Annotated in this window: 14 protein-coding genes, 1 tRNA gene and 1 pseudogene; 11 read left to right on the top strand and 5 right to left on the bottom strand. The window is 56.3% G+C overall.

Annotated features, from left to right (window positions below):
• Positions 1–51: 51 nt before the first annotated feature.
• The 7 genes and pseudogenes from OYT1_RS14130 to OYT1_RS12310 form a co-directional block, all read left to right on the top strand.
• Positions 52–327 (top strand): annotated as a pseudogene (locus OYT1_RS14130) (FKBP-type peptidyl-prolyl cis-trans isomerase); the annotation flags it as partial.
• Between the two features lie 36 nt (positions 328–363).
• On the top strand, positions 364–738 hold the full coding sequence (locus tag OYT1_RS14125; protein WP_408608789.1) for an FKBP-type peptidyl-prolyl cis-trans isomerase: 375 nt from the start codon (positions 364–366) through the stop codon (positions 736–738).
• A gap of 45 nt (positions 739–783) precedes the next feature.
• Positions 784–1,233, top strand: coding sequence for an FKBP-type peptidyl-prolyl cis-trans isomerase (locus OYT1_RS12330; protein ID WP_084611973.1), 450 nt, complete (start codon positions 784–786; stop codon positions 1,231–1,233).
• 143 nt (positions 1,234–1,376) lie between these two features.
• Positions 1,377–1,452 (top strand) — tRNA-Phe (locus OYT1_RS12325).
• Positions 1,453–1,536: 84 nt separating this feature from the next.
• The gene (locus OYT1_RS12320) at positions 1,537–2,607 is read left to right on the top strand and encodes a mechanosensitive ion channel family protein (protein WP_062626540.1); all 1,071 of its coding nucleotides are present in this window, start codon (positions 1,537–1,539) and stop codon (positions 2,605–2,607) included.
• 97 nt (positions 2,608–2,704) lie between these two features.
• Positions 2,705–4,276, top strand: coding sequence for an MFS transporter (locus OYT1_RS12315; protein WP_062626541.1), 1,572 nt, complete (start codon positions 2,705–2,707; stop codon positions 4,274–4,276).
• Positions 4,277–4,364: 88 nt separating this feature from the next.
• Positions 4,365–5,087, top strand: a complete 723-nt coding sequence (locus OYT1_RS12310) for a sensor histidine kinase (RefSeq protein WP_062626542.1) — start codon at positions 4,365–4,367, stop codon at positions 5,085–5,087.
• A gap of 62 nt (positions 5,088–5,149) precedes the next feature.
• Here OYT1_RS12310 and OYT1_RS12305 read toward each other — a convergent pair whose 3' ends face one another.
• From OYT1_RS12305 to rpiA, 5 genes are all read right to left on the bottom strand, one after another.
• Positions 5,150–5,806 (bottom strand): response regulator, encoded by a 657-nt coding sequence (locus OYT1_RS12305; protein ID WP_062626790.1) that lies wholly within the window; start codon positions 5,804–5,806, stop codon positions 5,150–5,152.
• A gap of 193 nt (positions 5,807–5,999) precedes the next feature.
• On the bottom strand, positions 6,000–6,608 hold the full coding sequence (locus OYT1_RS12300; protein ID WP_062626543.1) for a LexA family protein: 609 nt from the start codon (positions 6,606–6,608) through the stop codon (positions 6,000–6,002).
• 73 nt (positions 6,609–6,681) lie between these two features.
• Complete coding sequence (ppx, locus tag OYT1_RS12295; protein ID WP_062626544.1) at positions 6,682–7,611, bottom strand: exopolyphosphatase; 930 nt, start codon at positions 7,609–7,611, stop codon at positions 6,682–6,684.
• Positions 7,612–7,621: 10 nt separating this feature from the next.
• Positions 7,622–8,332: a phosphate signaling complex protein PhoU gene (phoU, locus tag OYT1_RS12290; RefSeq protein WP_062626545.1), complete on the bottom strand. Its 711-nt coding sequence runs from the start codon at positions 8,330–8,332 to the stop codon at positions 7,622–7,624.
• Between the two features lie 64 nt (positions 8,333–8,396).
• On the bottom strand, positions 8,397–9,056 hold the full coding sequence (rpiA, locus tag OYT1_RS12285) for a ribose-5-phosphate isomerase RpiA (RefSeq protein ID WP_062626546.1): 660 nt from the start codon (positions 9,054–9,056) through the stop codon (positions 8,397–8,399).
• Positions 9,057–9,200: 144 nt separating this feature from the next.
• Between rpiA and ilvA the strand changes: the two genes are divergently transcribed.
• Genes ilvA through aceE form a run of 4 tightly spaced genes read left to right on the top strand, consistent with a single transcriptional unit; the run spans position 9,201 to position 14,312 of the window.
• Positions 9,201–10,718 carry a threonine ammonia-lyase, biosynthetic gene (ilvA, locus tag OYT1_RS12280; RefSeq protein ID WP_062626547.1) on the top strand — a complete coding sequence of 506 codons (1,518 nt, stop codon included), beginning with the start codon at positions 9,201–9,203 and terminating at the stop codon, positions 10,716–10,718.
• Between the two features lie 8 nt (positions 10,719–10,726).
• Positions 10,727–11,032, top strand: a complete 306-nt coding sequence (locus tag OYT1_RS12275; protein WP_084611974.1) for a TfoX/Sxy family protein — start codon at positions 10,727–10,729, stop codon at positions 11,030–11,032.
• Entirely contained in the window at positions 11,029–11,631 is a 603-nt protein-coding gene (locus OYT1_RS12270) for a 5-formyltetrahydrofolate cyclo-ligase (RefSeq protein ID WP_232013187.1), read from the top strand. Before OYT1_RS12275 ends, OYT1_RS12270 begins: the two co-directional genes overlap by 4 nt.
• 20 nt (positions 11,632–11,651) lie before the next feature.
• Positions 11,652–14,312: a pyruvate dehydrogenase (acetyl-transferring), homodimeric type gene (gene aceE, locus OYT1_RS12265; RefSeq protein WP_062626550.1), complete on the top strand. Its 2,661-nt coding sequence runs from the start codon at positions 11,652–11,654 to the stop codon at positions 14,310–14,312.
• Positions 14,313–14,315 lie beyond the last annotated feature (3 nt).

The following is a 14,315-nucleotide window of genomic DNA, read 5'->3' as shown; positions in this document are numbered from 1 at the left end:
GCAACGCGGTGCTTTTGCCTACCCTACGAAAATCAACCAAAGGAAATCAGCATGACCGAACTCATTAAAACCGACACCAAACTAGGCGAAGGCGCGGAAGCGCAGGCCGGACAGAACGTCATCGTGCATTACACCGGCTGGCTGTTCGACGAGAGCGCCCCGGACAACAAGGGCAAGAAGTTCGATAGCTCGCTCGACCGTAACGAGCCGTTCGATTTTCCGCTGGGTGGCGGGCGCGTGATTCAGGGCTGGGATGTCGGTGTGCAAGGGATGAAGGAAGGCGGGCAGCGCACTTTGGTGATCCCACCGGAGATGGGCTATGGGCCGCGAGGTGCGGGTGGCGTCATTCCGCCGAACGCGACGCTGGTGTTTGATGTGAAGCTGCTCAAGGTGATCCATACCGAGTGCATCGACACCAAGGTCGGTGAAGGTGAAGAGGCTAAGGAAGGGCAGCTGGTGACGGTGCATTACACCGGCTGGCTGTTCGACAAGAACGCGCCGGAGAACAAGGGGACGAAGTTCGATAGCTCGCACGATCGTAACGAGCCGTTCGACTTCCCGCTGGGTCAAGGGCAAGTCATTTCGGGTTGGGACATCGGCGTGCAGGGCATGAAGGTCGGCGGCAGCCGCACCCTCATCATCCCGCCGGAGATGGGTTATGGCCGTCGTGGTGCGGGCGGCGTGATCCCACCGAATGCGACGCTGGTGTTCGACGTGGAATTGCTGGGTTTGAGCTGAGCCTTGGCGTACAAACTGTATCTTTTACGTAATCTGAGGTCGCCCATGAAAAGCTTTTTTCTGCCAATCGCAGCGGTGCTGGCAGGTGTCGGTTTGATATACACCGTGGTCACCAAGCCCAAGTTGCCGCCTGCGCCGCCGTCGAACATCACGGAACTCGTCGTCACCGAACTCAAGGCTGGCGAAGGCAAACTCGCCGCGTCCGGCCACAAGGTGTTGGTGAACTACACCGGCTGGCTCTACGACGAGGCTGCGCCGGAGCACAAGGGTACGAAGTTCGATAGCTCTGCCGACCACGGCGCAGCGTTCGAATTCCCGCTGGGCGCTGGGCAGGTCATCAAGGGTTGGGAGCAGGGCGTGGAAGGGATGAAGGTCGGTGGTCAACGCCGCTTGGCGATCCCACCCGCCTTGGGTTACGGTGATCGCGGTGCGGGCGGCGTGATCCCGCCGAATGCCACACTGATATTCGATGTGGAATTGGTGGACGTGCATTGATGCAGCCGTGTGGATAGTGCAGCGTCACACCTATGGTTCCCGTATTCTCGGTACATGGTAACTTGGCACTAGCGCAAAAAACGAATTACGGTATAATGCGCGCCTTCGCCAAGTCGGACTTGCTCCGAATTAAGCGAAAAGATGGCTCGGTAGCTCAGTCGGTAGAGCAGAGGATTGAAAATCCTTGTGTCGGTGGTTCGATTCCGCCCCGAGCCACCAAATTTTGAAAACCAACCTTTCGCGGTTGGTTTTTTTGTTTCTGGGCTAAGTTCCATAACTTCGTCGCCAAGGAATGGGGTTCGTATGAATGGTTTGCTCGCTGAGATTTCTCCGCACCACTGGAGCCTGATCCTCGTATTCTCTGCCACCCTCGCTGCACATTTTCTGACTGGCATCGCCTTGCGTCGGTTCGAGCGGATCAGCGCTGGCACCAGTAATATTTGGGATGATGTGGTGCTGGAGGCGGCGCGCAAGCCTTTGCCGGTGCTTATCTGGCTATCCGGTATCTTCGTTGCAGCCTATGTTCATTATGATTCGTTGCAGCAAGCGTTGCCGGTGCTGCTGGTTCATGCGCGCACAATCTCGCTGACGCTGTGTGTCGCGTGGTTTTTCTTTGTGCTGATCCGGCAAGGTGTGGATGGTGTGAGGGCGCACCAGATTGGGCAAGGACAGGAGCTCGATCTGACCACCATACATGGGATCGCTAAGGTGGCGCGGATCACCGTGGTGGTGCTGACGGGGTTGGTCATTATCCAATCGCTAGGATTCAGTATCTCTGGGGTGCTGGCCTTTGGCGGTGTCGGTGGTATCGCTATCGGCTTTGCCGCCAAGGATTTTCTGGCGAATCTATTGGGCGGGTTGATGCTGCATTTGGATCGCCCATTCAAGCTTGGCGAGTCGATCCGTTCTCCTGATAAGCAGCTTGAGGGGCAGGTCGAATACATCGGTTGGCGTCAAACGGCGTTGCGCTCCCGGAACATGGATATGATCTACGTGCCTAATTCTGTGTTTAATTCCATTGTGCTGGTGAATCTTTCGCGGCGTAGTCATCGTCGCATCGAGGAAACCATCGGTTTGCGTTACGAGGATTTGCCGCAGATCGAGGCTATTTGTGCAGAGGCGCGTGCCATGTTGTTGTCTCGCCCAGACATCGATTCGAGCAAAGAGGTGATCGTTTCGTTCAATAGCTACGGGGAGTCCAGTCTTAATCTGATGGTTCAAGCATATACTTCGAGCATTGATGGTGTCAGGTTCAGCGAAAGTAAGCAGTCGGTGCTGTTGGCGATAGCGGAGATCGTGGCGCGACATGGTGCTGACTTCGCTTTTCCGACGCGCACGATAAATCTAGTGCCGCCCACAGAGCAGGTGAAATGACACTTTCAGCATCGCACGAGCGGTTCGTTCCGGTTGCCCATGAGCGAGGTTATCGCTGCTTTTCTCGTTAGAAAATTCGCCAGTGGCGCTGCGCACTATGTCAGAAACAAAAATCATTCAACGTAAGGTCGCCATCGCGGCGTGTTTCGGCACGTTCCTTGAGTGGTACGATTTCCTTACCTTCGCGTCGCTAGCCACCTACTTCAGCGTGTTGTTCTTCCCACCCGAGAATCCAGTCGCGGCCTTGCTGGCAAGTTTGGCGACGTTCGGCGTGGGGATGTTGGTGAGGCCATTGGGGGCGGCTTTGTTTGGTTCGCTGGCCGACAAATATGGTCGTCGTCCGATCTTTATTGCCACGTTGGTATTGATGGGCGGCGCGACGTTCGGCGTGGGTTTGTTGCCGACCTATCATCAGGTCGGGATGTTGGCGCCGGCGTTATTATTGGTATTGCGCTTGCTGCAAGGTTTTTCTGTGGGTGGTGAGATCGGGGGGTCGGCAGTGTATTTGACCGAACACGCACCCGCGAACCAGCGCGGCATCTATACCAGCGTATTGCAATTGATGGGGCCACTAGGCATTCTGGTTTCCACATTCCAGATCCTATTGCTTCAGGCCTTCCTGAGCGGCGATGATTTCAATACATGGGGGTGGCGGGTGCCGTTCCTGTTCTCGGCGGTACTTTTGCTGGTTTCGCTAAAAAGCCGTTTGAACCTGCATGAGTCGCCCGTATTCAGCCGTTTACGTGAGAACAAAGCGCTGTCGAGCGCGCCGCTGCGCGAGTGTTTTGCTGATCCTAAGACACGTGGTCGCATGGCGCTGTTGTTCTTCTGCATCTCGGCGGGTGGCTCATTACTGTTCTTCTCGTCGCAGGTCTATACCAGCGTTTTCCTAAAGAGTGTGGTCAGGCTCGACCCGCAGCTGGTGGGGACGTTGGTAATGAGTAGCACCTTATTGCTGTTCCCTTTGACTATCTTGTTCGGCTGGCTGTCGGATCGGATAGGTCGCCGACCGGTACTGCTGGCAGGTTTGCTGCTGGGGAGCGTGACCATCTTTCCGGTGTACACAGGGCTGCTGCATTACGGCAATCCAGCCTTAGAGCGATTCAATCGTGACGTATCGGTAGAGCTGCATGGGGCAGCTTGCGCTTACAGCCCATTTACCACCGCACGTAACGACTGCGAGCGGAATCAGGAGTTGCTCGCCAAACTCGGCGTGACTTACACGCTCCAGCTCGCGTCAGCGCCCGAAGAAACGAGGGTGCGGGTCGGCCAACAAGCCGAGCTCACGGGATTTCAGTCAGCCACGTTGATGGCGGCGCTGAAAGCTGAAGGTTGGCGCGAGCTGGCTGATACGCAGCAGGTCAACCGTACAATGATCTTTTTGCTCTTGGTGATACTGGTGGTCGCCGTTGCACTTATCACTGGGCCGCAGACGGCTACGCTGGCCGAGTTATTCCCAGCGCGCATGCGCTACACCGCCGTGGCATTGCCGCATAATCTGAGTGCGGGTTGGATAGGGGGAATGTCGCCGTTCATGATCACTCTGTTGAGCGTCCAAGCAGGAAATGCGATCGCAGGACTTTGGTATCCGGTCGCCTTGCTCTTGCTTGCACTTGTCTTAGGGGCGATCTTCCTGCCGGAGACGCGTAACGTGTCGCTGGATGATTGAGGTGGTACTCTTTATGCGCAGCGAAAAGTCCACTTGACTGCGCATTGGAGTCGGGTTCAACGGCATTTAAAACTGCTAGGGAGTGATCATGGCGACTGAAGGGCACGGACATCATGGCGAGCGTCGTTCAGATCAGCGATTGCGCTTGATGTTCGCGCAACTGCTGGACGAGCAGGAACATGATCGGCAACGCATCGCGACCGAATTGCACGGCGGAATCGGGCAAGTGATGAGTTTGGTCAAGATTACGCTGGAAGCGGCGGCGGCTCAGATCGAGGGCGGCTCCGCTGATAAGGCTGAGCAATCCATACGCTGGTTGATTCCAATCGTGGTGGACTCGCTGTCCGAGTTGCGCCGTATTTCCACAGACCTGAGACCTTCGATTCTTGATGATCTGGGCTTGCTCGCCACGCTGACTTGGTTCTTCCGGAGATTGGAGAAATCTCGCCCAGATCTGAAGATCGAGCGAGATGTGCATATCGAGGAAGAGGATGTGCCAGCAGTGCTGCGCATCACGCTGTTCCGTATCCTGCAAGAGGCAGTGGCGTTGCTGCTCAAAGAGGATTCGGCCACTTCGATCACGCTCGATGTACATACGGTCGGCGGTATGCTCGTCTTGGAAGTATCGAGCTGTGTGGGCGATGCGGCCGTCGTAGCAGAACAGCTACAGGAGTCCATCGACTTACTTTCCATCAGGGAGCGAGCCATACTTTATGGCGGCAAATGCAAGCTCAGTGTTGAGGAGGGAAATGAAGCTCAGATCAGGGTAAGTTGGTCAGCTAAAGCTTTGGCAACGTTTGCCGTGCGTTAGGCCGCAGACGAAGCGTTTGCGATGATCTGGTCCTTCTACCTTCTTGAATCTCTGATGGAAGGCTAGAGGGCAACCAAACCTTTCTCGATGGCGTAAGTGGTTAGTGCGGCGGCGTTGCGCATCCCCAACTTCTTCATCAGATTGGCGCGATGTTTTTCGACAGTCTTGATGCTGATACCCAGATATTCTGAAATCTGCCGATTACTGTTGCTCTCGGCAATTAGCTTGAGTACCTCGCGCTCGCGTGTGGTTAGGATGTCGCGCGAATGGCTGGGTCCGTAACCACCGTCTAATCCCAAATATCCGTTGATCACTTTCTCAGATACATCTGGGCAGAGGTACATTTTGCCTTGCAGGACATTGCTAATGGCAATTCGCAACTCGGTATGCGTGGACTCTTTCAGCAGGTAGCCATTGGCGCCTGCACGCAGGCTTTCGTGAATATACTCGTCGGATTTGTGTACGGTGATTACGATGATGCGAGTCTGTGGGTGGCTGCGTCGTATATTGCGGATGGTTTCTACGCCACTGATTCCTGGCATGGTCAGGTCAAGCAGAACTAGATCTGGCTGGAGTGTGTCGACCAAACGCAAGGCACTCTGCCCATCACCTGCCTCGCCGACCACCTCTATATCTGATTCCTGCGAGAGTAATGCGCGCATTTCGTCACGAAACAGCGCATGGTCATCAACTAACAAGATTCGGTATTTTTTGTTCATCTTCATCCTTCTGGAACCGTACACCTCTTCGGTTCGAGGCGAGTTCTGATCTGAAACATCGGCAGTCGGCTCGAAAAATTAAGGATTTTCTTTACCTTGCATCGCACTCCGTGCTGAATTGAGTCGCCAGTTAAGGCTACCGTGTTGAGGGGCAGAGACAATCAGGCGTATGGTCCTCATAGAACCAGATCGGTCAGCGTTGATATTTGCGAACGAGGCCAATCAATACACCGAAGATTTCTAGTGACCCATGGGGGCGAATGACAGGGAAAGCGGAATTGGCTGGGCGTAGGACGAACTCGCCTCCCTCTTTGTCTAGCGTCTTGAGCGTGTAATCATTATCGACTACGGCTACGACAATATCTCCGATGTTCGCTATTGGGCGCTTTTCCACCACGGCGACATCGCCATCATGAATGCCCGCTTCGATCATCGAGTCTCCTTTTACCGTGATCAGAATGGTTTTGGATGGCACTTCGATCAGCATCTCATCGATGACCATGTAGTCGCCTTGCGTGGCGGACACCTCTACGGGCATACCTGCCTGCACTGTTGATTCGGCGAGCTGTCGGGCAAAGAACCGACGAGTTGGTATCCATACGCCGTCCGGCGTGCGTTCGATGAAATCGGCCTTACACAAGCGTTCCAGTATCGTTTTTACCCAAGACTTCGAGGCGATGCCGAACACTTCGCACAGCTTGGCATAGGATGGGATGCTTTTCCAGTTGGCGTAGTAGTCTTGGAGCTTGGCCAAGTATTCAGCGTCTCTGGAGTTGGCATCCGGGGTGTTGAAATCAGTCACGGCAATCCTTTAAGGAACGAATGTTCTGCGCATCCTAAGGAGTGGGGATGTTGTTGTCAACGAGTATTCTGAGTTATTTGTCGCGTAAGCCGGAGGCGCTAAGCAAATCTTGTAACACACCTTCGCGCAAGGCACTTTCGGCGGGGTGCATACGTTCAATGCCTAGAGCGAGGAATACGGCGTAGAGGATGGCGAAGCCGCCGGGTAGGACTGGGACGCGATCCGGCTTGATGCCGGTCAGGTCGAGTTTGGCGGCATTGCCCAGCTCGATCAGTCGAGCGTACATTGCATCCAGTGCGGAGCGTGTCAGGTTGCCGTCGCTGTAACCGTTGAGCTTCAGAATCTGTCCAACGACACAAGCTGTGCCTGCCGAGCCATAGGCAATATCCCAATTCGCTTGGGAGAAGTTATCGATGATAGGCTGCAACACGGCATGCGCTGCGCTGACTGCCTGTGCCAGATTGTCAGCGGTGATGCGCCCATCAGGGAAGAAACGGCGGCTGTATCCGACGCAGCCCATCTGTAAGCTAGTCAGGCGGTGAGTGGCAAAGCCGCTACCGATGATGAATTCGGTCGAGCCGCCGCCGATGTCCATCACCAGACGTTTCTCGAAGGTGGCGGGTAGGCTGTGGGCAACCCCGAGATAAATGAGTCGCGCTTCTTCGGTGCCGGGGATGATCTCAATGGGCAAGCCTAACGCGGCCTCCGCTTGCGGCAGAAATTCGGCGGAGTTGTTGGCGATGCGCAGGGTGTTGGTGGCGACTACGCGTACGGCGTTGGGGGCCATCTGTTCCAGCAATTCACGGAAGCGATTCAGGCAGGCAAGCGCGCGGTCACGTGAGGCGGGTTCGAGGTCGCCATTGGCATCCAGCCCGCCCGCTAGTCGCACCGGCTCACGCAGGCCATCGATCAGCACCAGCTGCCCATGTTCGACGCGGGCGAATTGCAGGCGGAAGCTGTTGGAGCCGAGGTCGATCGCGGCCAGAACAGGAGAACTCGACACGCGAACCTACTTAGCTGGAAGCAGCTTCGCGTTCGATCTCTTCAACGGTGACGTGGCGCACGTCGCGTCCCTTGACCATGTAGATGACGTATTCCGACATGTTTTGGGCGTGGTCGCCGATGCGTTCGATAGCCTTGGCCACGAACAGAATTTCCAGCGAAGTGGAGATGGTGCGCGGGTCTTCCATCATGAAGGTGATGAGGTAGCGCATGATGGCGCGGAATTCCTCGTCCACCAGTTCGTCCTGACGCACGACCTGAGCCGCCGTTTGTAAATCGAGACGAGCAAAGGCATCCAGCGACTTGCGCAGCATATCCAGCGTGATGTCGGCGGCGTGCTTGATCTCGTTGTAACGGGGTAGATTCAAGCGTTCGCGTTGTGCCAGCAATTTGGCCATGCGGGCGATCTTGGCAGCTTCGTCGCCGATACGTTCGAGGTCGGTAATGGTCTTGATGACCGTCATCACCATGCGCAAGTCACCGGCGGCAGGTTGGCGACGGGCGATGATTTGACCGCAGGTTTCGTCGATTTCGACTTCCATCGCATTGACGCGGTGATCGTCGGCGACGACGCGATTCATCAGATCCAGATCGCCGCTGGTCAAGGCTTCGACCGCCAGTCGAATCTGATTTTCCACCAACCCGCCCATTTGCAGCACGCGCGCGCGCACTGCTTCGAGTTCGGCATCAAACTGTTTAGAAGTGTGTTCAGTGGTAATCATGGTCTTCCTCAAAACTTTCGGCTAAGCCGTGAAGTGTATGGCTGCAAGTGATGGTTGGTGATGCTCAAGCGGTCAAGGTCTGAACGCCTTCAGCGGTGCCTAGCAACAGCACATCCGCTGGACGGCGTGCGAACAAGCCGTTGGTCACCACGCCGGGCAAGTGGTTGATCGCCGTTTCCAACTCGACTGGATTCAGGATGCTGAGTCCGTGGACATCAAGGATCAGATTGCCATTGTCGGTGGTGAAGCCGGTACGCAACTGCGGTTGTCCACCCAAGCGTACCAGTTCGCGAGCTACATAGCTGCGTGCCATCGGGATCACTTCCACTGGCAGCGGGAACTTGCCCAACACGTCCACTAGCTTACTGGCATCGCACAGACAGATGAATTTTTTGCTGGCCGCCGCCACGATCTTCTCGCGCGTCAGCGCGCCGCCGCCGCCCTTGGTCATATGCATATTGCGGGTGATCTCGTCAGCGCCGTCCACATACACCGGCAACTCGCCCGCGTCATTCAGGGAGATCACTTCGATGCCGTGACCTTGCAAACGCTTGGCAGAAGCCTCTGAGCTGGCGACCGCGCCGCGTATCTTGTGCTTGATCTTTCCTAGCTCGTCGATGAAGAAATTGGCGGTGGAGCCGGTGCCCACACCTACGATGCAATCGTTGGGAACATATGCGATGGCTGCCTTGGCGACCGCTAGTTTCAATTCGTCCTGTGTCATGGTTTTGCCCCTTTTGGTTTTCTTGTTTGTGCGCGGATTATTGCAGGAATCGATGAATTTAGAAACCGTGGAATCCCCGAAAATCTTGGGAGGCGGATCAATTCCTGCTAATCTTGCGCCCAATCTGACCGTTACCCATCGACTATGCAAGATTATCTGAAGCGCATTCTTACCGCCCGTGTCTATGACGTGGCTATCGAAACCCCGCTAGAAGCTGCGCCCAATCTTTCCGCTCGCATCGGCAACACCTTGTTGTTCAAGCGCGAAGACATGCAGCCCGTGTTCTCGTTCAAGCTGCGCGGCGCGTATAACAAGATGGCTCAACTTACGCCGGCGCAGCTTCAGCGTGGCGTGATCGCTGCCTCGGCAGGTAATCATGCGCAAGGCGTGGCGCTGTCCGCGCATCGTTTGGGCTGCAAGGCCGTCATCGTGATGCCGACCACTACCCCACAAGTGAAGATCGACGCGGTGCGTCATTTCGGTCAGGATGCCATCGAGATTGTATTGTTCGGTGATAGCTACAGCGATGCCTGCACCCGAGCCTATGCTCTGGAAAAAGAAAGGCAGCTTACCTTTGTCCATCCTTTCGACGATCCCGATGTGATCGCCGGGCAAGGAACGGTCGGCATGGAGATCCTGCGCCAGCACCAAGCTCCCATCCACGCCATCTTCTGCGCCATCGGCGGCGGCGGATTGATCGCGGGCGTGGCCGCCTATGTCAAACAAGTGCGCCCCGATATCAAAGTGATCGGCGTGCAGACCAACGACTCCGATGCCATGTTCCAATCGATGCAAGCGGGTCAACGCGTGCAGCTGAACGATGTCGGCTTGTTCTCGGACGGCACGGCGGTCAAGCTGGTCGGCGAAGAGACCTTCCGTGTCTGCCAGCATTACGTGGACGAGATCGTGCGCGTGGATACCGATGCCGTGTGCGCCGCCATCAAGGATGTGTTCCAAGATACTCGCTCCATTCTCGAACCCGCAGGCGCGCTTGCCGTGGCCGGTGCCAAACTCTACGCCAAGCGTGAAAAGCTCACAGGTAAGACGTTGATCCCGGTCGCTTGCGGTGCGAACATGAATTTCGATCGCCTGCGCTTTGTTGCGGAACGTGCCGAGATTGGCGAGAAACGAGAAGCCATACTTGCAGTTACTATCCCCGAGACACCGGGCAGCTTCCGCCAGTTCTGCACCTTATTGGGTAGCCGCAACATCACTGAATTCAACTATCGCTTTGCCGACCCGAAAGCGGCGCAGGTCTTCGTCGGCGTGCAAGTGAAAGATCCCGCTGAAACGGCCACGTTGGTCGCCACGCTGCAACAGAACGAACTGCGCACGCTTGACCTCACCGACAACGAAATGGCCAAGCTGCATCTGCGTCATCTCGTCGGCGGGCATTCGGCGGGCGTCAGCGACGAGATCCTGTTCCGTTTCGAATTCCCAGAGCGCCCCGGTGCATTGATGAATTTTCTGAATCGCATGAGCCACAACTGGAACATCAGCCTGTTCCACTACCGCAACCACGGGGCGGATTACGGTCGCGTGTTGGTTGGGATGCAAGTTCCGCACCACGATAAAGATGCCCTGCGCGCTTTCCTCGACGGCCTCGGCTACCCGTACTGGGATGAAAGCGAGAATCCCGCCTACCGCCTATTCTTGGGATAGCTCGGGACATGCCCGTCGATTCCTTCCTTCCCTTTGTTCTAGAGCGGCTCGCCACTCTGCCCGAGCTACGCAGCAAGCGCATGTTCGGTGGCTACGGTTTGTATTCGGGGAAGGTGTTCTTTGGCATCGTTTTTGATGGGCGTTTGTACTTTAAAACACATCCGGCGACCCTCGCTGGGTACCTTGATCGTCACGCTGAGGTGTTTGCGCCTTCCGAAAAACAGGTTTTGCAGAATTACCGCGAGGTTCCTGTGGAGATACTCGAAGATGCCGACAGTTTGGTGATTTGGGCAAAGGCGGCGGTACAGTCGTGACTGCGCAGGCTATGAAGCAGGGCATCAGGCAACGTATAATCGCGGGGCGCGAATCGCTTTCCTTACCGGATAGAAAGCGACTGAGCCTTGAAATTTCAGGGAAAATTGCCGATCTGCCCGAATATGTCGCGGCGCATTCAGTGATGGGCTTGATGAGTTTTGGCGCTGAATTTGAAAGCGATGGATGGGTGAGTCGGGTAATGGCGGATGGCAAACAGTTGCTCTTGCCGCGCGTGAACCGAGCGACTCGACAGCTGGATGTCTATCGCGTGAGTGATCTGGAGGGTCAGATCGAAATGGGCAGTTACGGTATCCGTGAGCCGATTCCGGCGCGTTGTGAATTGGCTGATCTGGCGGGGATCGATTTCATCCTGTTACCGGGAGTGGCATTTGGTCGAGATGGTGCCAGACTAGGCTACGGTGGCGGGTTCTATGACAAATTTTTGGCGCGGCTGTCACATCAGCCAGCGCTGGTAGCTGCGGCGTTTTCGCTGCAATTGGTGGAAGGCATTCCGCAAGAGCCGACCGACCGCAAGGTAGATAAGTTGATTACCGAGCACGAAATTATCCATTGCGCCGCTGTACGGGCGCGCGCATAACGAGTTTTTTGGAGAGCAAGATGGCGACACAATTACCCGATAACGATCCACAGGAAACCAAAGAGTGGCTGGACGCGCTCAATTCCGTGCTGGAGCACGAAGGTGCCGAGCGCGCCCATTACCTGATTAGTCAGCTGATTCATCAAGCGCGCATCGCAGGCGACGATGTGCCGATCAGCGCAACCACGCCTTACGTCAACAGCATCCCGTTGGCCAAGGAAGAGCGCTCTACCGGCAACCATGAATTGGAACACCGTATCCGTGCGCTGATGCGCTGGAATGCGATGGCGATCATTCTGAACGCCAACAAGGAGTCGTCGGAGTTGGGCGGCCACATCGCCAGCTTTGCCTCGGCGGCGACCTTGTATGACGTGGGCTTCAACCACTTCTTCCACGGTAAGACCGATACGCACGGAGGCGATCTGGTGTATTTCCAAGGTCACTCTTCGCCAGGTATGTACGCGCGCGCCTTTATGGAAGGCCGCATTTCCGAGGCGCAACTGTACAAGTTCCGTCAAGAAGTGGACGGTGACGGCCTGTCTTCCTATCCGCATCCGTGGTTGATGCCGAACTTTTGGCAGTTCCCCACCGTGTCCATGGGTCTTGGCCCGCTGATGGCGATTTACCAAGCGCGTTTCATGCGCTATCTGCAACATCGCGGCTTGGCCAGCACCGATGGCCGTAAGGTCTGGGCGTATCTGGGCGACGGCGAGACCGATGAGCCGGAATCGCTGGGCGCGATCTCGATGGCCGGACGCGAGAAACTGGACAACCTGATCTTCGTCATCAACTGTAACCTGCAACGTTTAGATGGCCCAGTGCGCGGCAACGGCAAGATCATCCAAGAGTTGGAAGGCGTGTTCCGTGGTGCTGGCTGGAACGTCATCAAGGTGATCTGGGGCGGTAAGTGGGATCGCTTGCTGGCCAAGGACAAGACTGGCTTGCTGCTCAAGCGCATGGAAGAAGTGGTGGATGGTGAGTACCAGACCTACAAGTCCAAGGACGGCGCCTATGTGCGTAAGTATTTCTTTGGCAAATATCCTGAGTTGCTGGAGTTGGTCGCCGACATGTCGGACGACGAGATCTGGCGTTTGAACCGTGGCGGTCACGATCCGCACAAGGTGTTCGCAGCTTATGCAGCAGCATCTAAGCATACCGGCCAGCCGACCGTGATTCTCGCCAAAACGGTGAAGGGCTACGGCATGGGTTCGTCCGGTGAGGCGCAGAACCCCACTCACCAGCAGAAGAAGATGGACGGCGAGTCGCTGCGCGAATTCCGTGATCGTTTCAACATTCCGGTGGCTGACGATCAATTGGCGAATCTGCCCTTTGTCCGACCTGCCGAAGATAGCCTTGAGGCCAAATATCTGCGTGAGCGCAGCGCGAAGATGGGGGCTGTTCCTGCACGTAATCCTGTCGCTAGCCCGCTGCCTATGCCTTCCAGCGAAGGTTTCGATGCTTTGATCAAAGGTACGGATGGTCGTGAGATCTCTACGACGATGGCCTTTGTCCGTTTGCTCGGCGCGTTGGTGAAGGACAAGCAGATTGGTAAGCAAGTTGTGCCGATCGTGCCGGATGAGTCGCGTACCTTCGGTATGGAAGGCATGTTCCGTCAGCTCGGCATCTTCTCGCAGGTGGGCCAGTTGTACACCCCGCAGGATGCCGACCAGCTGATGTATTACAAGGAAGATAAGACTGGCCAGATCCTGCAAGAAGGTATCAACGAAGCGGGCGGCATGGCCGACTGGATCGCGGCGGCGACGGCTTACGCCAATCACGGCGTGGCGATGATCCCGTTCTACATTTATTACTCGATGTTTGGCTTCCAGCGCATCGGCGACATGGCTTGGGCGGCGGGTGATCTGCGCGCGCGCGGCTTCATGGTCGGTGGCACGGCGGGTCGCACCACGCTGAACGGTGAAGGTTTGCAGCACCAAGATGGCCATAGCCACCTGATGGCAGCGATGATCCCGAATTGCGTGAGCTACGATCCGACTTTCGCCTATGAACTGGCGGTCATCGTGCGTGACGGTATGCGCCGCATGTACGTTGAGCAGGAAGACGTGTTCTATTACCTGACGGTTATGAATGAGAACTACGCTCACCCCGCCATGCCGCAAGGCGCGGAAGAGGGCATCGTCAAGGGCATGTACCTGTTCAGTGCGAGTGAAGGTGCGGCCGACCAGCCTCGCGTTCAACTCATGGGTTGCGGCACCATCCTGCGTGAAGTCATCGCGGCGGGTGAGTTGCTGGCGCAAGATTTTGGGGTGGCCGCCGATGTGTGGAGCGTCACCAGCTTCAACGAACTGCGCCGCGAAGGACTCGATTCTGAGCGCTGGAACATGCTCCATCCCGAAGCTGCTCCGCGTATCAGCTATGTCGAACAGTGTCTGGCTGATCGTAACGGCCCAGTGATCGCTGCGACCGACTACATCAAGAGCTACGCCGATCAGATCCGCGCTTTCGTGCCGCAACTCTATACCGTGCTGGGCACAGACGGTTTCGGTCGTTCCGATTCGCGTAAGAAGCTGCGCCACTTCTTCGAGGTGGATCGCTACTACGTCGCAGTTGCCGCACTGAAGGCGCTGGCCGACGAAGGTGGTATCGCCGCCAGCGAAGTGAGCCGCGCCATTGCGCTGTACAACATCAACCCCGACAAGCCGAACCCGGTGACGGTTTAAGCG

The organism is Ferriphaselus amnicola (assembly GCF_000974685.2).
GTDB classification, from domain to species: Bacteria; Pseudomonadota; Gammaproteobacteria; order Burkholderiales; family Gallionellaceae; genus Ferriphaselus; species Ferriphaselus amnicola.
This window is presented reverse-complemented; position numbering and strand designations above follow the sequence as displayed.